The organism is Loigolactobacillus iwatensis, from assembly GCF_003950295.1.
Classification (GTDB): Bacteria; Bacillota; Bacilli; order Lactobacillales; family Lactobacillaceae; genus Loigolactobacillus; species Loigolactobacillus iwatensis.
Map to the genome: position 1 here is coordinate 1 of NZ_RHNP01000021.1, position 23,381 is coordinate 23,381.

Genomic DNA, 23,381 nt, shown 5'->3' on the forward strand with positions numbered 1-23,381 from the left:
AATTACTCGCATGACTAACACCTAGACCACTTATAAGTGAAAGCTGGCCGGTGTTGCACTTAGTTTGACAATTTAGGCAAAAAATTATTTTAAAGGTCATTTAAGCAGTTAATAGAGTTAAGGACGGATTATATATGAAAGCCAAAACATTCACGAAAGATTCCACTACGCAAACGACCGCCGAATCAGTTTCTTCGGCGGATGATTTCAGCACTAAAGACACTTCATTTTCTACACTATTCCTAACCAACAAGGATTTACGCATGTTACGGGTGTTTCACTATCTTAAAAGCAGCAAGGACGGTAGCACGGTAAATATTAGTAAGAAATGTGCCGATCTTTCCTACCAAACCGTGTACCAAGAAATTCGAAAAATCCATAAGAAGGCAAAGGCCGAATTTCCTAAAGAAGTCAGTGATAACGCCGAAAAGCGCTTAACAACTGGTGCGTTGAAGGCCAATTTAGTGCGCAATAGTTTAGTTTACCGGTGTTTGGAATATATTTTTTACGCGCCGGAAACACCAATTGAGTTACTGGAAAAAGTTATGGACGCCAGTATGTCAACCATTGTCCGCCACTTTCATTTAATTAGGCACGTTTTACGCGATTTTGGCATCTATATAAATATTAGCGATTTCAAAATCACAGGTGATGAACGGCAGCTGAGGATATTCTTTTATTTAATGTTTCAACTGGCCGAGGAGGACATTTTAGTTCCAATTTCACAGAAGAATGTTTTTAAAAAATTAATTGGTAAACTGCCCCACGGCGCGTTGTTTTTAGATAATAAAAAGCAAACTGATTTTCTAAAAATTTGTGCCATTAGAAATAAACAGGGTTTTCGTTTGCAGGATGATAATTTTGAGAATTATTCGAATATCGTTAGCAAAAAGCCAATATCGTTGACTAAGTATCCAGAGATAATGTGGGCGGAATATTTCTGTACGCAAAGCCCGTATTTTGCAACGCAAGACCATCATGTTAAGGATTATGCCTACTATTCGGAAATCATTTACCTAACCGATTTGATAATTGACCAATTAAAATTAACCCGTTCTTCGGCCTACGTTTTAGAACTAAAACCGTATTTAAGGTTGGTTATTGAATTTGTGCAAAAAATATCGTTACCATTTTTATCCCTAAATTACGTAGAAAGCTCAACTAATTATTACGTTATCGACCATGAATTGCAGCAATTATTTGCAAAACACGGTTCAAATTTTACTCACTTAAAAACTAATCAGGACGCAATCATCAAAAGTGTCATTCCAATTATTCAACCCTACTTTTCAACCAATCAGCAGCTGATTTTTGTTGACATCAGCACCAACTATCTAACCAAAAGTCGTTTGTTAAACACATTAAACATGCATTTACCCTTAAACTACACGGCGATTGTGACCAAATCTAATTCCAATATCAAAAAATATTTTTTGATTACCGATCAAAAGGTGCACCAAACCGATAATAACTACGTTTGGCACAGCAACCTTAGTTTTCATGAAAATGTGTTTGAGCTCTCGAATATGCTGGGAGTTAACTTGGGCCACGTTTGAAAATTGGTTTGTGTTTTCCTGCCTAATTTGTTCTGGGTATGCTTGGTTAATTTAGTCTAAATGGGCGTGGAAGGCTGATCTGCTGAGCTTGCTACGTTTTGGTTTGGTATATTTTCTAATCGTAAAAAGTCAGTCAATTTAATTACTATTTTTTGGAGTCAGGGATTAGTTTTCTGTTTAACAAAAAAAGGGGGCCTTTATTTTGGCCAATAGTGAAGGAAAAGGGTGGCTTAATGGTTCTTACCCAATTGGACAAGAGCTTGGTAGTCCAATGCATCAATTATTAGCAGAGAAATTAATTTCAGAAAACACGTTTAACGGTTATTTTAATAAGGACAACAAGTTGGCGCCAGCTACACGCAGGGCGCTATCAGTGCTAGAGGTGGCCAACGTTGCCGATGAACGTCTTTTATGTTCTTATGTAAAAGAATTCAAACTTAAGTTTAAAAATCGGCCACTACTTGCAATGACTCCGGAAAGTATCGCCCGGATTTATTGCGCTGAAAAATCTACTGACGCACACAATACTTATGAAACTACGAATTTCTTACTGATAATTAACTTGGATAAACTTAAATTATTAGAAGAAAATAGTGATGAGAATGAGAAGGGACAACAACGATTGCAGGATAATCAGGATATTACAGCGATTGAACTCGATCTAGCGCTTAAAAAGTTAACCATTAACGTTGCCTGGTCATCGGCCTCAATTGCTAAAGGCGTTAATTTAAGGCAACACTCTGCCATTATTGACCGAGCATTATTTGTTTACGCGCGGTAAATGGTTAACAGTTGATGGTCGTCCAGCCATAGCGGGTATAAAACATTAGGAGAATGGTAGGAGTGGGATTATTGCTTTACTCTAGGTCAATATTTCCAGTATCAGAGGTTGTGACAAAATTCAATTTTGTCACAACTTTTTTAATGTCTTGAATGGTGCAAAAGAGATTAATTAGTTAGGGAGCAATTTATTTACGAATTAATCGTTGCATTTTTTACGAGTGTTAAATATCATTTCTAGACGTTTTATTGGTAATTGAAAAAATAGGGTCGTTCCTTTATGCTAATTAGTATCGAAACCAAGATCCAAATGAATCGCGGCCAACTGTAAACAACTTTGTGCTTTAACCTGATGATCGTCTAAATTAATGGAGGCCCAAGATGAGTCTATTTGACGTTTTTAAGAAAAAGAAAACTAACCAGCAAGGAATCACCAAACCAATCACCAATTCACAACTAGAGCAGTATTTTCAATTATTAAGAAATAAACCACAAGACGAAGCTGAGCTGATCGAACAAATTTTTCGTTACATTGCGTTGAACGGACGTTTTTTATTGGTTATCGAGACGGAAGCCGAGATCAATGAACAAACAACGATGCTAACTATGAAAAAAGGTGGAAAATTTAGTTTCCCCATACTGACCAATACTGCTAATGAAACGATGTTACCGGTATTTTCGAATTGGGATGAATTGAGAAAGTGGCAAAAACGTCCTAGTGATAAAGCATTGGTCGTTGATTTTGAAGATATCGCCACTATGGTGCTTGAAAGCGCCGATGCTGGCTTCAGTCTTGATCCATTTTCGGAGAATTTTGTGGTTTATCGGCAACAGGTCAAGCACATGCATGATCAAAAAAACATTGAACAACATGGGCATATTACCGAGGTCATCAAAAAAGATGTAGCGGTCGAAATTGGCGAGCCGGCCGATTATCCAACTGAAATGGTGGCGGAACTTGCCGCTCAATTACCGGCAATAAAGGAAGTAAAGGCAGTTTGGCTGCGGTGGTGGGTACGCGATGATGAAGGCAGCTACCTATTATTGATCGATTATACGGGTAACCGCGCCCAGCTTTATCCAAAAATAGGTAGAACTGTCACACCTTATTTGCGCGGGCACTACATAGATATTATGGAAAGTCAGTCGTTCTCTGATGTAATCGAGAAAGTGGAACCGATTTATACGCGTGGCTAATTTTAGTGAATTGGAATTCATTGAATGGCAGCTTGTAATAATTAAGTGAACGTTGCTAAAGTTTCACATTAGGCCGTTAAAGGTATGTGCAGGCCGTGGCATTATGTTCATTAGCTTGGGTAAATAATAAACAATCCTTCTAGGGCTACTGGCGGTCCGATAATAAAGCCTTGGAGTGAGTGCTCATGAAAGTAATTTATGAAAATATTCAAGATCAGATCAAAATACTTAAGGCTGACGAGGCTTACTCTGTCCGTTTTATCGTTTGGCGAACGCCTGTTCATGAGGAGACTGTCCCGGTAGAAAAGCAGGCCGTGGATGCCTATCTACAAGGAAAACATACGGCGAATGAATTATTATATTATGCGGATTTTGGCATCTGGAAACCGGCTAAGAGTCCAAGACAGGCTAATCGTGATTTTCTTGAAAAATTTCCAGAATTTGTGTTAATTGCTCCGGAAAATGCGCAGAAGATCTTTTCCAAAGTAGAATACAAAAAACTGGTAAAAAGGGCACACAGAGAAAAAAGAAAAGAAAATTGGTTAAAAGTATTTCACTTACTGAAAAGAATAGTTGGGAAATAAAAATTGGGGAATTGAAGCAAGGGGACTCGTAGCAAATGAAGGAACAAATAAAATATAATAATAATGAATTAACGGTAAATGAACATAAATTGATTTTTGACTACGATGTTGCCCAATACCGATACGATGGCGAACAAGTCTATGTGCGCCTGGAAATTCCTACCGGGATAAAACTCACCAGCAGTGCTGTTCGAAATGTATTTGCTATTTCAAAGACTGGCCAAATAATTTGGCGACTTCCGATTCCAGTTTTGAAGGAGTTTCCCAAATTTAGTCCGTTACCCATAACCAGTATTTTTCTTAGGGATGGAGTACTTTTGGCAACCGATTTTATGGGCAGAATCTTTAAGCTTAATAAAAATACCGGTGAGGGGAAAATTGTGGGTGCCACAAAATAAGGTCCGCTTAATTTCATAAAATTAATGTAATTGGAGAGCAATATGACTAATATTGGGAAATTTAGAGCGATTTATGGGCTAACAATAATTTGTGCAGGATTAGCAGTAGCGCTGGGATTGCAAACTGAAGTTTCAAAAATATATCTGCCGCTGTGTGTGTTCTTTGCTAGTTGCACATTAGGGTTCGGCGGCCTCAGTTTTTATTTGCGACCGCGCCAGGGGACAAAGGAAACTCAAAGTCTACTAAAATGGTATTTGATTATCATTAATTGTGTCTTGCCCTGGCTTTTAGTTGCGCTAGTTCAAGTCCGGGCCTTAATGTTAAGTTTGCCCGCCGAAAATAGTACTACTTTGGGCATCGTTATGTGGTTGTTACAACCTTTCGATCCTATTGGCAGCACCTTTTTTTGTATTAGTGTTCAGGGTTTTACGTTTACGTTACTTTATCATATTATTTGGGCGACGAAAATTAGAAGAACGTGGTTGATTTTATTTAGTGGAATTGGAATTTTATTGCTTAGTATGGGCCTAATTTCGATAGTTGGATCGCCGAATGGGGCGCTAGAAATTTCAGTGTTGATGACCTTTATTAGTCTAATAGTGTCGTGCTTCATCATGCCAATTATGTCGGTTGTTCTACTAATTAAGGGGCCTGCACCTGCTATCAAGCAAGCCAATCGAAATAAATTAAAGCAACTAATTAGGATTTGTCGGCGTGCATTAGCTGGTATTCAGAAGGCCTATCCAGAAGGCTCTTCAGCCAGAGCGGATAATTTAGTGGCCGCCATAACAGCAACGATGAAGGCTGCACAGAGGGGATCGGTGGCCAATATTGATTTTGATTGGTTTGGTCTAGTTAGAATGTTCGTTGATGAAACCACGATTTCAAGTGCTGCTTATTTGACCGACATTGATGAAATGATTGACCAGATAAAAAGGTTACAAGACGACGATTACAAGATTACAATACCGCACTTTTACTGTCTTCAATACACTGAGGGCAATCGGGTGATGACCATCGACATTGATTTCAGAGACCCACAACTCAGTTTTGACAGTAGTATGATTACCCATTGGCAGCCGCCGTACGATCACGCAGTGTTAAGTCAGCGTGATAAAAATAGAATCTACAAAAATATTCGCCGGGAATTAATCTTAATGGCTCCAGAAAAGACTAAAAGGCTGGCGAAGGCTGATCAAACAATGTCAATTAAGGAAGCAAAGCAGATTATTAAAAAGGAAAAGCTTGATGCCACTGGATTCTTTCAAAGTACTGGTGTAATGCGTACTCCTGCAATTAAAAAGGAACCTGCCGGCTACGCTGTTTTTACAGTTGGTGATAGTAGTGTCTGTCATTATCTATCTAAAAGTAAGGCGCTGAAAGCCTATATCAACCGCTTGCGGATTTATAAGCAAGCAGAATATGGGCAGATAGTTGGCCTGAATGTCAGACTGATTAAAGAGCTTGGGCGGATTAAAACGGCATTGAAATTAGCAAAGTACAGAAAAGATGCCGAACAAATTTCAAAAATCCTAGCAGTACTGAGTGACGCTACTACCAGTAGAGATGAAAATATCGCTGCGCTGGAAGGCTTCATTATGATGGCAAATGTACGCTACTTAGGGGACATGCAGATTCCTGATTATGACGAGCCATATTCGTGGATGAACAGAGTGACAGGGGCAAGGCACTTTGCCGAAGAACTTGTGTTATTGATAAAAAAATAAGCCACGCCAAAACTTCTATTTGGTTGGCTTAATAAAGCGCATTGTTTAATTGAATAGAGAAAACTAACACGAGTACAATTACTTAACGATCAGGCAAAGCAGAACGGTTTACGCCGCAATGATTTTTGCTATTTCAAGGGCAGCAATTAATTTTGCCAAAGCCTACGAGATAATAAAAAAGGCTAACCGCAAAGGCTAGCCTACCCTAAACGCGTGCTATACTCACGCTTGGCGTCTGCTATCTGACTAGCAGGCGCTTTTATGTCTCTAATAATAGCAGAAATGGGTTAAAATACAACTAACGAGGCGGCCAGCTAAACGAACAGATACTACCACTTAAATTTTAAACGGTCGACTCAATGGTCAGAATAGTGATTGACGCTTAATGGCCTTAACCCATATACTGAATTTATGGCCGAGTTTAAGGATTGATCCCCTTTAATGAGGCCTAGTGAGCAGCACGAAAGGTCACATCATCCCACTAATACTATACAATCGGTGGTGATGGCTTGTGTGCTATTTAGTCACCGTGTTAGGAGGATCGGAACGGTTTACGCCGCAATGATTTTTGTTATTTCAAGGGCGGCAATTAATTTTGCCAAAGCCTACGAGATAATAAAAAAGGCTAACCGCAAAGGCTAGCCTACCCTAAACACGTGCTATACTCACGCTTGGCGTCTGCTATCTGACTAGCAGGCGCTTTTATGTCTCTAATAATAGCAGAGATAGGTTAAAATGCAACAAAAGAGGCGGCCAGCTAAACAAATAAATCACAGCGATTAAACTTAGTATTCAATTTGTTCGGTTGAAAAATAATTGAAGAAAAAACCCGCTATTATTTAATTATTGAGGTGACAGCACTATATGACTATTAAAAATAATGCCACTTGGCCGCTAAATTACATGTGAACAGATTTAGTTAGTTTCCATTCCAGCGCTGGCGGATGGAATGCGTGGCGGGTTGGCATATGATTTTTTTGACGTGCTTTTGACTCGTTTTTAGTGTGAATCAATATATTTGGATAAAAAAATAACCCTGCTAATTACTAATTTAGCAAGGTTATTTAACGCTATGAAAGCTATTAAACTTTAATTATGGAGACGGCGGGAGTCGAACCCGCGTCCAGGCGTACCGCCACTTAGAACTCTACGCTCATAGTCATCTCATTTAGAAGTTCACTAGTCAAAAACGCCAGATGACAAGGCAACCATTAACTAGCTAACCTGATAATCTCTTTACAATCTTTCAGGTGGGAAGATTGCACGTAGCCCACTTAATTTAAGACCCGTATCCACCACATGGGCGATGATAGGCGGATCTACGCAACGCTACGGTTAGGCAGCTAAGGCGTAAGAATTATTATTATTTTTTGCAGTTATAATTAACTGTAACGTTTTTACGTAGCCGTAACCTACGAAGCGCAATCCAAGCTCGACTACACCTGTCGAATCCATAACGTCCCCAAAAACATACTTAATGATAGCATAGTCACTCTAAAAGTAAAGCAATTTACTTGAGAGCGGGGGAGTTAGCGCAGTAAGTTGAAGTGCCGCAAGCCTTGAATAATGCCGCCTTCAGTATTTTTAGCGGTGATGTATTCAGCACGGTCCTTCACGGCCGTGATACCGTTACCCATTGCGATGGGGTGATCAACGGTGTTTAACATTGGAATATCATTAGTGCCATCACCGAAAGCGTAAGTTGGAACATCCTCCAGGCCCATTTTTTTAATTAAAGTATTAATTCCAAATTGTTTGGATTCACCTTTTAAAATGGTATCCATTGAGTAAGGAGAGTTGCGGTAAAAGGTCAATTGTTCACCGTAAGGGTAGATATAACGTTTATCATTATCTTTTGTAATGATGAGTAACATATAAACGGGATTAGATTTATAGAAATTAGGATCAACTTCAGGTTCAGGTGCGTTAACGTACTGATATTGTTTTTTGACCGTATCAGTCATTCGTGAAACGCGGTAACCTTTATCGTTATAATAAGCAACAGCATCGCCATGTTCTTCTGCAATTGTCGTTATTTTACCAACTAACGTTTGATCAATATTACCTTGGTAGATTGGTTGACCATTGTAAACAACGTAGGCACCATTAAGTGAAACAAAGGAGTTAATGCCCGTTTGCAAAAAGATATTAAGTACTTCCGATGGTGAACGGCCAGTTGAAATAATTGGAAGTACATTTTGAGCGCGTAAACTACGAACTGCGACTTGAACATCTAAATCAATTCTTGATTGGGCGTTCATAAGCGTTGCATCTAAATCGAAAAAAACTAATGCACGGTAGGCCAATTGAATCCTCTCCTTAGTTTGGCAAACTATTTAGATTTAATTCTAGTTTAACAAAGTTATTAAGGATAACAAAGCTTGTTTCTGAAAATTATGTGACGTTTTTGCGAATAAACTCTAAACTTTCAATAACATTAAAAAAAGCCAATTAAATTAAGGAAGATTATTGTATAATGTGAGTAGTTTCGAACTAAATTCTAATTAAAAAATAATTATTTTTAAAAACGCTGAAGGAGCGATTTTGCATGAAGTTACTAATGATTGAAGACAACAAATCCGTCTCCGAAATGATGAATATGTTTTTTACAAAAGAAAATTGGGACGTTGAATTTGCCTATGATGGCAATGAGGCAATCGATAAGTTTAAGCAATCACCTGATGACTGGGATATTATCACATTGGACCTTAATTTGCCAGGAATTGACGGGATGCAGGTTGCTCAAGAAATTCGCAAGGCTTCCCAGACGGTCCCGATAATTATGTTAACGGCCCGTGATTCCGAGTCCGACCAAGTTCTAGGGTTAGAAATGGGTGCGGATGATTATGTTACTAAGCCGTTTAGTCCAATGACCCTAATCGCTCGAATTAAAGCCTTGCATCGGCGGGCTGAGTTAGGTGAGCCGGCTAAGGCAGATGAAAATAAAGAAGCCACATCAGGGTTTGATGTTCAAACGGATCATTTCCGGCTGAATACAAAAACCCGTGAGGCTTATTTGTTGGATAAGCAAATTGAGGGCTTAACGCCAAAAGAATTTGATTTGTTATACACGCTAGCCAAAAATCCAAAGCAGGTTTTTTCCCGGGAACAACTATTGGAATTAGTCTGGGATTACCAGTACTACGGCGATGAACGGACAGTAGATGCTCATATCAAAAAATTACGGCAAAAAATTGAAAAAGTTGGTCCGCAAATCATTCAAACGGTTTGGGGTGTTGGGTATAAATTTGATGATTCGGGCGTGGTTGCCTCATGAAATTAATTTATCAGCAAATGTTGGCTTTTTTTGCGGTTATTATGACGACCCTCCTGATTGTGGGGGCCTTTTTCATCCAGTTTACTACGCGAATGGTTTACAGTAGCACTTGGGATCAGCTGGAAGGTTACGCTGATAGTTTGATGCAACAGGCAATGTCGGTTGATCAACGAACGAATTCATCCCACGGTTTTCAAATCAGTATGTTGAAAAACAGTGAGGCCGTTTTATCGCACCAGAAAGTTCATTTTGCGATTTTTAATCAGAATAACCAAATGATTTATCCAACACAAAATGATGGCATTGTGCGGCAACTGAGTAAACAAGATTGGAATAAGTTGCAGAAGGGGGAACGGATTCACCGGACCTCTGACCACGGCACAAATGTTTTAAACAGTCGGGCTGAAATGACGGATGTTTTGGTGCCTTACTTCTATAATGGTAAATTACGGGCGGTTATTTCGGTGGGTTCGTTAGTGTCAGATATTCGGGCTAATATCAGCAAAATTGAGCATAATTTATTTATTGCACTGTTAATTTCAAGTGTGGCCGCCATTATTTTGAGCTATGTGTTAGCCCGTTACCAAGTTTTACGAATCAACCGGGTTCGGGGAGCTGCGCACAAGGTTGCCCGGGGTGATTTTGATATTCACCTTGAAGAAAAAAATCGGGATGAGCTTGATGATTTGGCGCAGGACTTTAACAAAATGGCCGTTTCATTGCGCGGTTCAAATGAGGAAATTAAACGCCAGGAAGATCGGCGACGTCAATTTATGGCCGATGCAGCCCACGAAATGCGTACGCCGCTAACGACAATCAATGGCTTATTAGAAGGACTTCAGTACGACGCAATTCCAGAAGATATGCGGGGAAAGAGCATTGAATTAATGCAAAATGAAACCAAGCGTTTGATTCGAATTGTAAATGAAAATTTGGATTACGAAAAAATTCGGACTAACCAAATTACGTTGTCTCGTCGTAATTTTGATTCAACGGATGCACTAAATAATATTGTATTACAATTGACTAAAAAGGCGGAAGAGGCCGGTGATAAGTTGGTTCTTACCCCTGGTCCAGCGGTCACGATTTACGCTGATTATGATCGTTTTGTTCAGGTGATGTTTAATGTGGTTCAAAACGGAATTCAATTTACCCAAAATGGGACGATTACAATTACAGCAAAACGTGGGTACCATGAATCGATTTTCGCAGTAGCGGATACCGGAATTGGGATGACTAAGGCTCAACTTAAAAATATCTGGGAACGGTATTACAAGGCAGACCCATCACGTAAGAACACTAAGTACGGTGAATCAGGCCTAGGACTTGCAATTGTTCATCAACTTGTTCAATTACATGGTGGTCAGATAAAGGTTGAAAGTGAAAAGGATCAAGGAACAACCTTTACGTTGACCTTCCCTGATGAACAGACAAGTCAGGATAAAGAAACTAAAAAGATTGAATAGTAACCAAAAAAATAGTAAAAGGCCAGGACAAAAAGTCCTGGCCTTTTACTATTTCTGATCATTGCTCTAGAACGTGAACCAAAACTAACTTTTGCCCAGCTCCCCTTATTTTTGTACGAAAGGTGGTGTGTCCAGGCTAGCTTGGGGATTAGCCTGAATTAATTCTTGGTTAGCCGTTAAGATAATAATTGAAGTATCAATATCGTGGATGATGCTGTCGAATTCAGTCATAATTTGCCGAACCACCGTTACTGGCAATTGATCTAATAAAGTATCAATGATGATTACTTTTTTGCCAGCAAGCAGCTGCCGGTAAAATTGGACGTAAAAATGTTGGAGTGGCGTTAAATCCTTGCCTAATGTTTCAAAAAAGTCGCGATTGCTAATGAGATTAGTTTCAAAACGTTCCCAAAGTTTTGTGTGTTTAACTTGCGCATTATCAAAACTAATTAAAATATTTTCTTTCGCGGATAAATAGGGTAGAATCGAATTTTTTTCTTGAGTAATTAGGCCAATTCTTTTGAGTAGATGATTTTTGGCGAATAGACGGACGTAGCAACGGTAAATCTTTTTTGCCGTTGCAGGTGAAGGCGTATAAATTAAAAATAATTTATTTTTCGGAAAAGCTTGTTGCCATTCCTCAATGAAATTATTTTTTTGCTTTGTTGGTCTGAAATCAAACAAGTAAACACCTCTATTCAAAAATAGTGCGACTAATGTGCCAATTATAGAGTAAGGCAGGTAAGTAACTTGCGGTGAAAACGATTGAGCCACCGCGCCATAGGATACTAGCAAAGTATTGACTATAGTCAGTTAAGAAACTCGACGACAGATCTGCTCCCCCAAACAATAATAAGTGACCATTAAAGGGAGTTACTTGATTCGAAAAGATTCGATTCAGATTACCCCAACCAGCGGCCGTGGGAGAATTTTTTAAATTAGCTAAAGTAGCTGATAATGAATCAATGAATAGTCGTTGGTTTATTCGCTCTAAAAGCGCCATAAATGGTGCCTGGAGGCAAAGTAGCAATGTTACCACGACAAAGTAGATTAGTAGAAATAATGCAACGTTTTCAAGGGCAAATTGCCAACTGATGGTTGTAAAGTTTTTGCCAGCCAACCGGTAAGCAATTAATTCAGAACGGCGGTGAATCAGGCTAACTATACTAGCAATTAGGATGATCAAGGCCAAGGCCCAGAGTAAAACAACAAAAATTGTTTGTTCATTTTTCATTAATGTTTCGTGAACTAGAATAATCTGCCGTAACGCCGGAAATTTAGAAATATTAGCGGCGTGCTGGTCGATCATTCCGAGGCGAACCTGGAAAAGATTTAGAGCACTACGCTGAAAGTCCCTGATTATTAAACAACTTAAACCTAATACTAAAAAAAGTGCCGTAACAATCCCTAAAGTACCAGCATATTTGCGGTGGTACAGTAAACTAGCAAATACTCGTTGCACAATTCTCATCTTTTCACCTCATCACAAAAATAATTATAAAGGTATAGTTTGAAAAAAGTATGAACATCTGCTACAAATACTAGAAATTTAAAGGAAAAAATTAAGTTTTATTAGAAATTTGTGCGTAAAAAAGGGTAAAAGCAAATTTTGTTTTGCTTTTACCCCTTTTTTACGTGCTAGTTCAGTTAGTTTCCTGAACCAGAGAAGAAATCCTGGTAGGAGGAGCTATTTGCTGAATCAGATTGACTGTCGTTATCAGCGGACACATCGTGGTGATTAAGTTCAGGTGCGTCCGTCTTGTAGAGATCAGTGGTACTTTGATCGTTGTTCTTAGAAAAGAGACTGGTTGATTTATTTCCTAATTGATCACGAATTTTTTTAGCTTTTGCAAAGTCGTTGTGGTAATTATAATCTTCCGGATTAACTGGTGTGAATCCTGCTGGTGTGTAGAAGCGCAGCAAGTTTTTGTTGTTGACAGTATCAGAAAGTTGAAGTTCTTTTTGGACCTTAGTCGAATCCTTAGCGATTTGTTGTTTTAAGGTGGCACTTGGATGAGTGACTAGGGAACCATCGCTATTCTTATAAATATTATCATCAACAACCGTATATTCCGGCGTCACAAAGTTAGAATTGCGGAAAGGAACGACTTGATCATGTTTAGCGGAAAAAAGATCGGTTCCAAATTGAACGTAGCCGCGGTTATTAATGCCTAGTAAATGTTCTAAGGTTGGTAACACATCAATTTCACCGCCATATTGTGGTTGAATTCCGCCATTATGTTGACCAGGAATGTGGATCATAAATGGAACACGCTGTAGCTGAGCGTTATCGTAATCATTCCAAGTATCAGCCGATTTACCCAGCAATGGTGCAAGACTAAGGTTATCTGAATTAGAAATTCCATAGTGGTCACCATATAAAATAATAATCGATTTTTCATATAAACCGGAAGCCTTTAAGTAGTTAAAGAATTCGTGGACCGATTGATCCAAATAGTGGGCGGTAGCGAAGTAATTATCGACTGCCTTATCACCAGTGTTTGGAATTGGAAAATCGCCGTCTTCCTTGTCTAATGGGAATGGAAAATGATTAGTTACGGTAATAAATTTAGCGTAAAACGGTTGTTGCAATTGCTCAAGGTACTTGATTGAACCTTGGAAAAGTAGTTTATCCTTGAGGCCGTACTGTTCTGAACGATCACCAGTTGTATCAAAGTAGCTGGCATCGTAGAAATTATCGTAACCAAAGTTCTTATAAACGTTGTTTCGATTCCAAAAAGAGCCAACGTTACCGTGGAAAACGGCGGAGGTGTAGCCGGCCTGTTGCTTTAAAATGGCCGGTGCCGCTTGGAACGTGTTATCTGAACCTAAGGCAGTAAAAACGGAGCCTTGAGGTAATCCGTAGACCCCAGTTTCAAGCATATTCTCCGCGTCACTGGTTTTTCCTTGGCCAACTTGATGGAAAAAGTTACTAAAAGAGTAGGTTTGATTATCGTGATACAGGCTGTTTAAAAATGGTGTGACGGTTTCACCGTTAACTTTATCGTCAATTAAGAACTGTTGGAAACTTTCTAAGTGAATAACGATAACATTTTTACCTTTAGCGATATCGTACATTTTCGGGTTAGGTGCGGCGTAATGCTGATTGATAAAGTTCATAACGCTGTCAAGGTCCGCACTATCTGCGGAAGCACGAACTTGGTTGTTTTGTGCCGTTTTAACGGCGTCATAAACGGTAAAAGCATCTAAGCCTAAGTATTTGACAATGTAATTCCGATCAAAAGTACGTGAAAGTAACTGCGGGCGATCAGCCTCACCTAATGTTAAGTTAATCGAGAATAACAAAACTGCCACTGATGTAATTGCTAACGGTAGCCGTCGAGAAACTGGTCGTTTATCTGGCTTAATCAACCGAGCTAGCAATAAAACGGCAAGAATAATAATGTCAATCCAATAAATAAAGTCATGGGGACTAGCCAGGGCCAAGGAACTACCGCTTAAGCCCTCGGAAACCTTTGAATAGCCAAGCATGGTATTGATGGTCATAAAATCTGTAAATTGCCGGTAATAAATAATGTTGAAATAAAGTAGCGCCGTGTTGGCAGTATCAATCAGAAGTAGCGTGACGTAGCTTAGCCATGGGCGTTTGATATAAAGCGTCAAACCAAATAACAGCAAGGTAGTTGCAATTGGATTGATCCATAAAATAAGGTGTTGAAAAATGCCGCTAATTCCAAGAGAAAAATCTAAATAGTAGGCAATGATTGTTTTTAACCAAAAAAGTCCAACGACTAAGGCAAAAAAGCCACTACGTCGTTTCCAAAATTGGGATTTTAAGATTGATTTCAAGCTGAAAGCAGCTCCTCTGCTAAGATTCTTTCGCTATTCTACCTGTTATAGAAAACAAAAGTCAAACTTGTGTAAGTATCCCACAAATTAGTAAAGTTTTTACAAAGCTCATGCAAATTACTTATCTGAAAAAGAACTTCTGGTAGACTAAATGAGAAAGTTACAATTGGGCAGGTGATAGGATGATTTTTTTGGGGCCGTTATACCGGCTAGTGGTTGAACAATACGCAGCACATATTAACCACTTTCCGTTAATTCGTTTAATTTTTTACAGTGTTGATAAAACAATGTTATATTTTTTATTCTTTTTAATCATCCGTTGGTTATTTATCGTCCGGCGCCATTTGCAACTTCGTCGGTGGTCCTTTTGGCGTCATGAATTACTTCTTTACCTATTTGTTTTCTATTTAATGTTATTATACGCATTAACTGTCTTTCGTGGCATTTATTTTCCTAAACAATTAGTCGCTCACTTGGCCTTACCTCGGGGGGAGATCAACTTACGTCCTTTTGTAGAGACAATGAAACTTACTCAAGGACAGTCAATGGTTGACTTTATCTACAACTTATACGGCAACATTTTATGGTTTATTCCCTTTGGTTTGGGACTTGGGGTTATAACCCGGAAGAAAAATTGGTTGCTTAGTTTAATACCAGTTGTTTTATTCAGTGCCATTGTTTCGCTTTCAATTGAAACTTGTCAGTATTTTCTATCTACAGGAATTGCTGATATTGATGACCTAATATTTAATACCATTGGTGGTTTACTAGGCTTTTGCGTTTATGGCGTTTGGCGCCTAGTGAGAAGTATTTGGCGTTAAACATAAAATGGGGCGTAGCACTTTTTTGAAACGCTAATTTAGCCAACAATAAATAAGGATAGACCAAATCTTTTTGTGGTGTTGGCTGCGTTTTGTGTATAAAATCACACTTTCAATGAAAACGTGTGTGAATAGTCTATTTTTGAAATTAAGAACAAAAGCGGCGTTTAAAAAGCAATCTATACCATTTTTCGGACTGATTTAATTAAGGAAAAAAGGTTGCAAGTCGACTTTGTAAACGTTAAAATAACATTTCGTAAATAAAGAGAGAATAGAGGAAAAGTAGTGAATATTTTAATTGCATTAATTCCTGCAGTTGCTTGGGGGAGTATTGGGCTTGTTAGCGGCAAGCTTGGCGGTAACGCCTACCAGCAAACGTTAGGGATGACGATCGGCGCACTTATCTTTTCTTTGGGCGCGTATTTGGTTTATCAACCTGTTTTAGATGTGAAGGTTTTCGTCGTCGGAATTGCCTCTGGACTATTATGGAGTGTCGGTCAAGGTCAGCAATTTCAATCGATGCAGGTTATGGGTGTGTCGCGCACAGTACCAATGTCAACCGGGATGCAACTTGTTGGTAACACACTTGCTGGCGCTTTGTTATTTCATGAATGGCAGACCACGCGTGAAGTGACGCTTGGTTCAATTGCACTGGTTATTTTGATTATTGGTGCAACTTTAACTTCTCGTAAGGATCCTAGTAGTACAGCAGACGATTCGAGGGATTCCGAAGTCGGTAAAGGGATGCGCATCCTGTTAGTCTCAACAATTGGCTATATGGGTTATACGGTTATTGTTGATTGGGGCCAAGTTAACGCCATCGCGGTTATTTTACCGCAAGCAATTGGAATGTTGCTTGGTGCTTGTATCATGTCATACGGCAAAAAGGCATTGGGTAAGGCAACGGCCAAGAATATTTTAACCGGATTACTTTGGGGTGCCGGGAATATTTTCATGTTCCTTTCGATTCCTAAAGTTGGTTTAGCGGTTAGTTACTCACTGTCTCAGTGTGGGATCATTATTTCAACATTAGGTAGTATCTTCTTACTTGGTGAAAAGAAGACCAAGAAGGAAATGGTTTACGTTACCCTAGGTTGTTTATTCGTCATTGCGGGTGGCGTCTTACTAGGCTACATGAAAGCATAATTGATTTTAGAAATACGGACTAGGTAATTAGTTGAATCTAATACTTATTCCGTATTTTTATTTGACTAATATTTTATAACTGAAGAATTTTTCTTATAGAGTTTGTTTTAAATTATTCATTCTAAAAGGGACACTTGATCTTGCAATTTTGGTTTAAAGCGGCTAAAGTTATTGATGGTAGTTTACTATATTAAGGGGGCTATTTTTGATGGCACATATTTCTTTTGATGATTCTGCTTTAAAGACGTTTGTTCATGATAATGAACTTGGTCAGATTCAACCAATGATCACAGCCGCACATAACGAGGTAGTTAATGGCACCGGTGTTGAGTCACAGATGCTTGATTGGTTGCATTTACCACATGATTACGATAAGGACGAATTTGCTCGGATTAAGGCTGCGGCTAAAAAGATCCAGAGTAATTCTGAAGTTTTCGTTGCAATTGGTATTGGTGGCTCATACTTAGGTGCTCGCGCTTCAATCGACTTTTTGAGCAGCACTTTTTACAACATGGCACCAGATCGTAAAGCGCCACAAGTTTTCTTTGCTGGTAACTCAATTAGTTCAACTTACTTACAAGATCTTCTTGATTTAATTGGTGATCGTGACTTTTCGATTAACGTTATTTCTAAATCAGGAACAACAACTGAACCTTCAATTGCTTTCCGAATCTTCAAAGAAAAGTTAGTTGCTAAGTATGGTGCAGAGGGCGCTAAAGAACGTATTTACGCCACAACTGACAAGGCTAACGGCGCTTTGAAGAATGAGGCTGACGCTGAAGGCTACGAAAGCTTCGTTATTCCTGATGGTACTGGTGGTCGTTATACAGTCTTAACTGCTGTTGGTTTATTACCAATTGCTGTTGCTGGTGGCGACATTGACGGTATGATGGAAGGCGCTGCGGCTGCTGAAGATGCATACGCAGATCCTGATGTTACCAAGAATGATGCTTATAAATATGCTGCTTTACGCAATATTTTATACCGTAAAGGTTATACAACTGAATTACTTGAGAATTACGAACCAACCTTGCAGTACTTCTCCGAATGGTGGAAACAATTGATGGGTGAATCTGAAGGTAAGGATCAAAAGGGTATTTACCCATCTTCAGCTAACTTCACAACTGATTTACATTCATTAGGCCAGTACATTCAAGAAGGCCGTCGTAATTTGATGGAAACAGTTGTCAAGATTGACAAACCAACTCATGACTTAAAAGTACCTGAAGAAGAGGGTAACTTAGATGGTCTTGAATATCTACAGGGCAAATCAATCGACTTTGTTAACACTAAGGCTTATCAGGGTGTTGTTTTAGCACATACTGATGGCGGTGTTCCGGTTATGAGTGTTCACATTCCAGATCAAACTGCTTATACTTTAGGCTATTTAATCTACTTCTTTGAACGTGCCGTTGCTGTATCTGGCTATTTAAATGGCATTAATCCATTTAACCAACCAGGTGTTGAAGCTTACAAGAAGAACATGTTTGCACTTTTAGGCAAGCCAGGTTTTGAAAAATTAAGTAAAGAATTAAACGAACGTCTCTAATTGCTTAGAGATTTCTAATTAAATAAAAAGCTCCTAAGGTTATGAAATTTAAACCGTGATTACGGCCTACATTTCATGATCCTAGGGGCTTTTTATTCTTTATTTAGCAAGACTCATTTTTGTGTTTTGTGTATTTGATGTTGCCATAGTACTTTGGTTGGCAGTTTGAACAACGATACTTGGAGTTGTCCAGCCATAATGGCTAGCCTCTTTTTGAACGGCCGCTAAATAACTATCGGCCGCTTTTTGTTTGGCAAAGGTGGGTGCCGAATTAATTGAATCGCCAACGGTTATTACGACCTTGGTTGGTGTTTTACCATTGTTAGTCACCGCTAATTTGTCAACACCACTATGTAAATTATTTAGTGATTGTTGTAAGTTAGTTTTAAATGCTGTCAAATTGGATTTGGTTGTGGCCTGGGTCTTGTTGGTCACAGTATATTGAAGTGGTTTACTTTTGGCATCATGTTTCGCCTTAGCCGTTACTTTATAATTGGCTTCTTTGGTTTGAGCAGTAAGGGCTAATTGCTTTGAAAAATGGCCCTTTGAATTAGCTGTTACTTGATAGCTCTGATCCTTTGTCTTATTTTTAATTGTTACGGTTGCTTTATCATTAGTTTTGCCACTAATCGTGAATTTACCTTGGTCATCTGATGCGACTTTGGTATCCTTTGTAACAGGCTTTGTGCTATTTGGTACGTTTAGCTTCAGTGTTGTAGTATCTTTTGCGTTAACGCCAGAGCCTAATAGCAGCAAACTACTGCACCCCAATAGACTAAGTGTGATAAAGTGTTTTTTCATATTCAATTCCTCCAATGTGCTGCCAAATATATAAATGCCGAACGATCATTATTCTTTAAAATATTAAATTTTGCTAGCTCACCTTCCAATAGATTAAGAGAAATTACTGGAATAGGTCAATTGCTTCTTCGAGGTTGCTCACTTAGTTTTCCGAATAGGCCGGTTAGGGAGTGCTTTAAAAGGGTGTTCAGGTAAGTAAGTACGCCGGGGTGCGTCGACAGAGATCAGCCATGGCGTAAGTCATAGTAAAGGTACTAATAGGCATAATGTTGTGGTTAACGAAAAATACAGCTCCAGCGAATCGCGTAAGTCTAAGCATAATAAGTGCAAAAGCTTACCAAGTTAGTATGGTTTAATCCAACTTAATGACGGACTTGCTTACGAAAGGGTTAAGCCACTCCCTAGATATTTCAGTAATGTTCAAATAAAATTTTGTTTACAAGAATAATATTAGCTTTAACTTTTAATTAAAACAATAAGCGATCGTAATTTTATTACTTAATTGTTTCGCGAGGTGCGTTCTAAAGTAATGCACGGAAACAGTAAGTGGAGATCGTTTGTCCGAAACGCCTATGTTAGTCACGGCATCTACACAAAAATAATTTCAGGATTTTCTCTAAATAAATCGTAGCTTTAGGTAAGCCTTTGAGTTACTAGCGTGTGCGGATTAATTATTGTAATATTTGCTAATGATTAGTACGAGACAATGCTTTAATTTTCATGAGTTAGCGGTAATGGCAGCCTTTTCATAATTTTAGGCCGCAAAGTTACTTAATAAAATTAGGCATAAACGGTCCAACTATTTGTTCAAGTGTGCTAGAATAATGGTGCAAGAGCAAAAATTGTAATATATTTCTAGGAGGAATATTATTTATGTCATTAGTACATGGTACAGAGATTTTTCAAGCTGCCCGCGCAGGTCATTATGCCGTCGGTGCATTCAATACTAACAATTTGGAATGGACTCGTGCGATCCTTGCAGGTGCACAAGAAAAGAATGTTCCTGTCTTAATCCAAACTTCTATGGGTGCTGCAAAGTACATGGGTGGCTATGAACTTTGCCAACAACTTGTTGAAGCAACAATCAAGTCAATGGATATTACAGTTCCAGTTATTATGCATTTAGACCATGGTAACTACGAAGCTGCCAAGGCTGCAATTGCTGCTGGTTACAACTCAGTTATGTTTGATGGCCATGACTTACCATTTGACGAAAACTTAGCTAAGACTAAAGAAATCGTTGCTTTGGCACATCCAAAGGGCATTTCCGTTGAAGCCGAAGTTGGCTCAATTGGTGGCGAAGAAGACGGCGTTATTGGTGAAGGTGAATTAGCTAGTGTTGCTGAAGCTAAACAACTTGCTGCAACTGGTATCGACTTCTTGGCTGCTGGTATTGGTAATATTCATGGTGTTTACCCAGCTAACTGGAAAGGTTTGAACTTCAAACGTCTTCAGGAGATTGCTGACGCTGTTTCACTTCCATTAGTATTACATGGTGGTTCAGGCATCCCTCAAGACCAAGTTGAAAAGGCTATCTCAATGGGTATTGCTAAGTTGAACATCAACACTGAATGCCAGATTTCATTTGCTAAAGCAACGCGCAAATATATTGAAGAAGGTCATGATCAAAATGATGTTAAAGGTTTTGACCCTCGTAAATTATTGGCACCTGGTACAAAAGCTATCCAAGATACCGTTGAAGAAATCATCGGTTGGATGGGCACAAAGCCAGTTAAATTAGTTCCAGAAGAACTTTAATTCAAATTTTAAATAAGTAGTAAGCATATTCGTCTTTGGCGGATATGCTTTTTTATTTTAATGAGATTTTCAAGTTGTGCCATCCGTAAACAAAGAATAGGAAAGCGCTTAAAATGTCTTTGCTTTTTGTTGATTAAATATTTATAATGTGAGTGTTGACAGGTTTTTGCTAAACAAGCCATTAATGGCGAAAGGGGCAATTATAATGAGTAAAGAAGAAAACAACGTTGATCCTATAGATGAGAACCAAAAAGGTGCTGTTGAGGATTTATCCGCTAAGGGTAAAATTAATACAACAGTTGAAGGCGTGGACATGGCTGACGATAACTGGGTAGAAAAGGCCGCCGAAAAAGTTCATGCAGTTGATGGTGATACTTACGTTAAGTTAGATCGTGGCTTGTTAACGGTCAAACAATTGAACTATTTTTTGAATTCAATGCCAATTGAGTTAACCTATGCTGATAGTAATAATCAATTTATTTACTATAATAATTTACTTCCAACGGAGAAGATGCTTGCACCACGGCGGCCTGCTCAAGTGGGTGATCCATTATCTTTAGTTCATCCTAAGCGTGCAGTAAGCCATGTTGCTGAAGTTATTAATGCTTTGCGAACGGGGAAGGCAGACGAAATTAAGATGCCAGTACCTGGCAATGGTCCCGACAGATTTGTCATGCACTATTACCGCGCAATGCACGATGAAGATAAGAATTACGTTGGGATCAACGAATACGTAGCAGATCTGATGCCAACAATTAAGTGGTATCTAGAAAAGACTGGTCAAAAGCTAGTGGAAGATCCTGATGCTGTATCTGGGGCTTCTTTAAAGGATACTGTTGACGGTGCTGCCAGTGCATCAATTGATGATAATAAAAAAGAAGAAGAGAAACCAGTAGATGGTGGATCTAGCGCATCGATGAACGATTAATGATTTAAAATACTAGGGAGAACTCGTAAGAAGGTTGGTATGCCTTTTTATGAGTTTTTATTTTTTAATAAAAAGAGAACACCAAACTAATATTTTTAAATATTAGTTTGGTGTTCTCTTTTGTAAACCTCTGATTGGGTAACTAGGGATCGAACCTAGAAATTACGGATTCAGAGTCCGTTGCGTTACCATTTCGCTATTACCCAATAAATTGTATTAGATTAACTCAACGAATAATATTTTACCGGGTTTTAGGGTATCTGTCAATTAGTTATTTAAAAAAACGGCAAGGAATTTCATTGGTCGTTTTTAAAATAGTTTAACGTGTCAGGTTAAGACTTAGTAAAGTTGTAAATTAAGTCGTGTTTGGAAAATGATTTTACGAGTGTTTTCCTGACTAATCTAGGCCGTGTTTGGCAAATAGCTTTATTAGGATTTGTCCAACTAATTTGGTGTAAACGTGTTTGAAAATTTGGGCTCTTGTATTTGTCCTGTTTTAACTTGGCGAACTTTGTCACAGGAATAGCCAACCTTTGAACCATTAAAAGTTGTTTGCGATCTTTACTCTAGAACGTGAGCTCAGACTTTTTTCCCATTCCTTAATTGCGAAACAGTTGTGAACAATTGATAGAACATCAGAATTATTAGTAAGTTGTGCCGCGATTCAGGTTTTGATCTAGTTTAGTTCGATCGACATGGTCGGCAAGCTTATTAATTGCTGAGTAGAAACTAAACGCTTTCCAAGTACCTCCAGTTTTAATCAAAAAGTAATTGTGGTTTTAAGAAATCTGCCCTACAATATAATCTATGTGAATTTGATTGATATCTAGGATGATAATCAATCAGGAACTTTAGAGGGGGTTCATTATGGTGATAGTGACAGCGGGAATGATAGGTGTTGGTAAAACAACGTTAACGGGATTAATTTCAGAGCACCTTGGCACGAAAGCTTTCTTTGAGCCAGTAGGAGATAATCCAGTTTTACCACTATATTATTCTGATCCAAAGAAGTATGGTTTCTTGTTACAGATCTTCTTTTTGAATAAACGCTTTGCAATGATAAAAAAAGCACTTACTGATGACAATAATGTGTTGGACCGTTCAATTTATGAAGATGCGTTATTTACGCGTGAAAATAATAAAGAGGGCAATATCACCGATCAAGAATTCTCGATTTATTTAACTCTACTGGAAAATATGATGCAGGAGTTAAAAGATATTCCTAAGAAGGCGCCTGACCTTTTGGTTTATGCTTACGCCGACTTTGATACCATTCTTTACCGAATTAAAAAAAGAGGTCGTGATTACGAACAAGTTGATAACGATCAGAACCTGTATGATTATTATTATAAAATGTGGGCGGCCTATAAAGATTGGTTTGATGAGTACCAAGAAGGTCCTAAAATGAAGATTAATTTACAAAAGTATGATTTATCCGAACCGAAGCACGTTGCTGAGGTGTTAGCTAAGATTGATGATGAACTAGCGACCGTTCGAAAACAGAAGGTTATTGAGACTAACCAAAACTAGTATTAAAATTATTTTGGTTGCGTTTGCTTTTTAGTATGGTTCATGGTATATT

The 23,381-nt window shown here is 38.6% G+C and carries 19 protein-coding genes, 1 tRNA gene and 1 other RNA gene; 14 read left to right on the top strand and 7 right to left on the bottom strand.

Going from position 1 to position 23,381, the window contains the following annotated elements:
* The first annotated feature begins 134 nt into the window (after positions 1-134).
* The 6 genes from EKM98_RS06685 (at position 135) to EKM98_RS06710 (ending at position 6,243) form a co-directional block, all read left to right on the top strand.
* Positions 135-1,556: a helix-turn-helix domain-containing protein gene (locus EKM98_RS06685; RefSeq protein ID WP_125981474.1), complete on the top strand. Its 1,422-nt coding sequence runs from the start codon at positions 135-137 to the stop codon at positions 1,554-1,556.
* A 202-nt stretch (positions 1,557-1,758) separates the two neighbouring features.
* Positions 1,759-2,337, top strand: a complete 579-nt coding sequence (locus EKM98_RS06690) for a hypothetical protein (protein WP_125981476.1) — start codon at positions 1,759-1,761, stop codon at positions 2,335-2,337.
* Between the two features lie 380 nt (positions 2,338-2,717).
* Positions 2,718-3,533 carry an enhanced serine sensitivity protein SseB C-terminal domain-containing protein gene (locus tag EKM98_RS06695; RefSeq protein ID WP_125981477.1) on the top strand — a complete coding sequence of 272 codons (816 nt, stop codon included), beginning with the start codon at positions 2,718-2,720 and terminating at the stop codon, positions 3,531-3,533.
* 185 nt (positions 3,534-3,718) lie between these two features.
* Positions 3,719-4,117 (top strand): hypothetical protein, encoded by a 399-nt coding sequence (locus tag EKM98_RS06700; protein WP_125981479.1) that lies wholly within the window; start codon positions 3,719-3,721, stop codon positions 4,115-4,117.
* 35 nt (positions 4,118-4,152) lie between these two features.
* Entirely contained in the window at positions 4,153-4,515 is a 363-nt protein-coding gene (locus EKM98_RS06705) for a PQQ-binding-like beta-propeller repeat protein (RefSeq protein ID WP_125981481.1), read from the top strand.
* Positions 4,516-4,557: 42 nt separating this feature from the next.
* The gene (locus EKM98_RS06710) at positions 4,558-6,243 is read left to right on the top strand and encodes a hypothetical protein (RefSeq protein WP_125981482.1); all 1,686 of its coding nucleotides are present in this window, start codon (positions 4,558-4,560) and stop codon (positions 6,241-6,243) included.
* A gap of 1,093 nt (positions 6,244-7,336) precedes the next feature.
* Here the strand turns inward: EKM98_RS06710 and ssrA are convergent.
* Together ssrA and EKM98_RS06720 are read right to left on the bottom strand one after the other, a co-directional pair.
* Positions 7,337-7,707, bottom strand: a transfer-messenger RNA (tmRNA) gene (gene ssrA, locus EKM98_RS06715).
* A gap of 65 nt (positions 7,708-7,772) precedes the next feature.
* Positions 7,773-8,549, bottom strand: coding sequence for a Cof-type HAD-IIB family hydrolase (locus tag EKM98_RS06720; protein WP_125981484.1), 777 nt, complete (start codon positions 8,547-8,549; stop codon positions 7,773-7,775).
* Between the two features lie 242 nt (positions 8,550-8,791).
* Here EKM98_RS06720 and EKM98_RS06725 point away from each other — a divergent pair, with 242 nt between their 5' ends.
* On the top strand, positions 8,792-9,520 hold the full coding sequence (locus EKM98_RS06725) for a response regulator transcription factor (protein ID WP_125981486.1): 729 nt from the start codon (positions 8,792-8,794) through the stop codon (positions 9,518-9,520).
* Positions 9,517-10,986, top strand: a complete 1,470-nt coding sequence (locus EKM98_RS06730; RefSeq protein WP_125981488.1) for a sensor histidine kinase — start codon at positions 9,517-9,519, stop codon at positions 10,984-10,986. Before EKM98_RS06725 ends, EKM98_RS06730 begins: the two co-directional genes overlap by 4 nt.
* Positions 10,987-11,091: 105 nt before the next feature.
* Here EKM98_RS06730 and EKM98_RS06735 read toward each other — a convergent pair whose 3' ends face one another.
* The 3 genes from EKM98_RS06735 to EKM98_RS06745 all read right to left on the bottom strand — a co-directional run bounded on the left by EKM98_RS06735 (position 11,092) and on the right by EKM98_RS06745 (position 14,796).
* The gene (locus EKM98_RS06735) at positions 11,092-11,670 is read right to left on the bottom strand and encodes a hypothetical protein (RefSeq protein WP_125981490.1); all 579 of its coding nucleotides are present in this window, start codon (positions 11,668-11,670) and stop codon (positions 11,092-11,094) included.
* Between the two features lie 10 nt (positions 11,671-11,680).
* Positions 11,681-12,457 carry a hypothetical protein gene (locus tag EKM98_RS06740; protein WP_125981492.1) on the bottom strand — a complete coding sequence of 259 codons (777 nt, stop codon included), beginning with the start codon at positions 12,455-12,457 and terminating at the stop codon, positions 11,681-11,683.
* 176 nt (positions 12,458-12,633) lie between these two features.
* Positions 12,634-14,796, bottom strand: coding sequence for an LTA synthase family protein (locus tag EKM98_RS06745; protein WP_125981494.1), 2,163 nt, complete (start codon positions 14,794-14,796; stop codon positions 12,634-12,636).
* 182 nt (positions 14,797-14,978) lie between these two features.
* On the opposite strand from EKM98_RS06745, the gene EKM98_RS06750 reads away from it, so the two are divergent.
* From EKM98_RS06750 to EKM98_RS06760, 3 genes are all read left to right on the top strand, one after another.
* The gene (locus EKM98_RS06750; RefSeq protein WP_125981496.1) at positions 14,979-15,617 is read left to right on the top strand and encodes a VanZ family protein; all 639 of its coding nucleotides are present in this window, start codon (positions 14,979-14,981) and stop codon (positions 15,615-15,617) included.
* A 285-nt stretch (positions 15,618-15,902) separates the two neighbouring features.
* Positions 15,903-16,763, top strand: a complete 861-nt coding sequence (locus tag EKM98_RS06755) for a GRP family sugar transporter (RefSeq protein WP_125981498.1) — start codon at positions 15,903-15,905, stop codon at positions 16,761-16,763.
* A 208-nt stretch (positions 16,764-16,971) separates the two neighbouring features.
* Positions 16,972-18,312 (top strand): glucose-6-phosphate isomerase, encoded by a 1,341-nt coding sequence (locus EKM98_RS06760; RefSeq protein WP_125981500.1) that lies wholly within the window; start codon positions 16,972-16,974, stop codon positions 18,310-18,312.
* A gap of 99 nt (positions 18,313-18,411) precedes the next feature.
* Here the strand turns inward: EKM98_RS06760 and EKM98_RS06765 are convergent, their stop codons facing one another.
* A complete protein-coding gene (locus EKM98_RS06765) occupies positions 18,412-19,113 on the bottom strand; it encodes an Ig-like domain-containing protein (protein ID WP_125981502.1) in 702 nt (233 codons plus the stop codon).
* An 873-nt stretch (positions 19,114-19,986) separates the two neighbouring features.
* Between EKM98_RS06765 and fba the strand changes: the two genes are divergently transcribed.
* Together fba and EKM98_RS06775 are read left to right on the top strand one after the other, a co-directional pair.
* Complete coding sequence (gene fba, locus EKM98_RS06770; RefSeq protein WP_068225152.1) at positions 19,987-20,871, top strand: class II fructose-1,6-bisphosphate aldolase; 885 nt, start codon at positions 19,987-19,989, stop codon at positions 20,869-20,871.
* Between the two features lie 205 nt (positions 20,872-21,076).
* The gene (locus tag EKM98_RS06775; protein WP_125981504.1) at positions 21,077-21,799 is read left to right on the top strand and encodes a PAS domain-containing protein; all 723 of its coding nucleotides are present in this window, start codon (positions 21,077-21,079) and stop codon (positions 21,797-21,799) included.
* A gap of 134 nt (positions 21,800-21,933) precedes the next feature.
* Here the strand turns inward: EKM98_RS06775 and EKM98_RS06780 are convergent.
* Positions 21,934-22,005: transfer RNA gene (locus EKM98_RS06780), tRNA-Gln, on the bottom strand.
* Positions 22,006-22,666: 661 nt separating this feature from the next.
* On the opposite strand from EKM98_RS06780, the gene EKM98_RS06785 reads away from it, so the two are divergent.
* Positions 22,667-23,329, top strand: coding sequence for a deoxynucleoside kinase (locus EKM98_RS06785; protein ID WP_125981506.1), 663 nt, complete (start codon positions 22,667-22,669; stop codon positions 23,327-23,329).
* Positions 23,330-23,381: the final 52 nt, after the last annotated feature.

Excerpts from the sequence above, each read along its gene's own strand:
- EKM98_RS06685 (WP_125981474.1), top strand. The coding sequence starts at position 135 with ATGAAAGCCAAAACATTCACGAAAGATTCCACTACGCAAACGACCGCC.
- EKM98_RS06695 (WP_125981477.1), top strand. The coding sequence starts at position 2,718 with ATGAGTCTATTTGACGTTTTTAAGAAAAAGAAAACTAACCAGCAAGGA.
- EKM98_RS06700 (WP_125981479.1), top strand. The coding sequence starts at position 3,719 with ATGAAAGTAATTTATGAAAATATTCAAGATCAGATCAAAATACTTAAG.
- EKM98_RS06705 (WP_125981481.1), top strand. The coding sequence starts at position 4,153 with ATGAAGGAACAAATAAAATATAATAATAATGAATTAACGGTAAATGAA.
- EKM98_RS06710 (WP_125981482.1), top strand. The coding sequence starts at position 4,558 with ATGACTAATATTGGGAAATTTAGAGCGATTTATGGGCTAACAATAATT.
- EKM98_RS06725 (WP_125981486.1), top strand. The coding sequence starts at position 8,792 with ATGAAGTTACTAATGATTGAAGACAACAAATCCGTCTCCGAAATGATG.
- EKM98_RS06730 (WP_125981488.1), top strand. The coding sequence starts at position 9,517 with ATGAAATTAATTTATCAGCAAATGTTGGCTTTTTTTGCGGTTATTATG.
- EKM98_RS06740 (WP_125981492.1), bottom strand. The coding sequence starts at position 12,457 with ATGAGAATTGTGCAACGAGTATTTGCTAGTTTACTGTACCACCGCAAA.
- EKM98_RS06750 (WP_125981496.1), top strand. The coding sequence starts at position 14,979 with ATGATTTTTTTGGGGCCGTTATACCGGCTAGTGGTTGAACAATACGCA.
- EKM98_RS06760 (WP_125981500.1), top strand. The coding sequence starts at position 16,972 with ATGGCACATATTTCTTTTGATGATTCTGCTTTAAAGACGTTTGTTCAT.
- EKM98_RS06765 (WP_125981502.1), bottom strand. The coding sequence starts at position 19,113 with ATGAAAAAACACTTTATCACACTTAGTCTATTGGGGTGCAGTAGTTTG.
- fba (WP_068225152.1), top strand. The coding sequence starts at position 19,987 with ATGTCATTAGTACATGGTACAGAGATTTTTCAAGCTGCCCGCGCAGGT.
- EKM98_RS06775 (WP_125981504.1), top strand. The coding sequence starts at position 21,077 with ATGAGTAAAGAAGAAAACAACGTTGATCCTATAGATGAGAACCAAAAA.
- EKM98_RS06785 (WP_125981506.1), top strand. The coding sequence starts at position 22,667 with ATGGTGATAGTGACAGCGGGAATGATAGGTGTTGGTAAAACAACGTTA.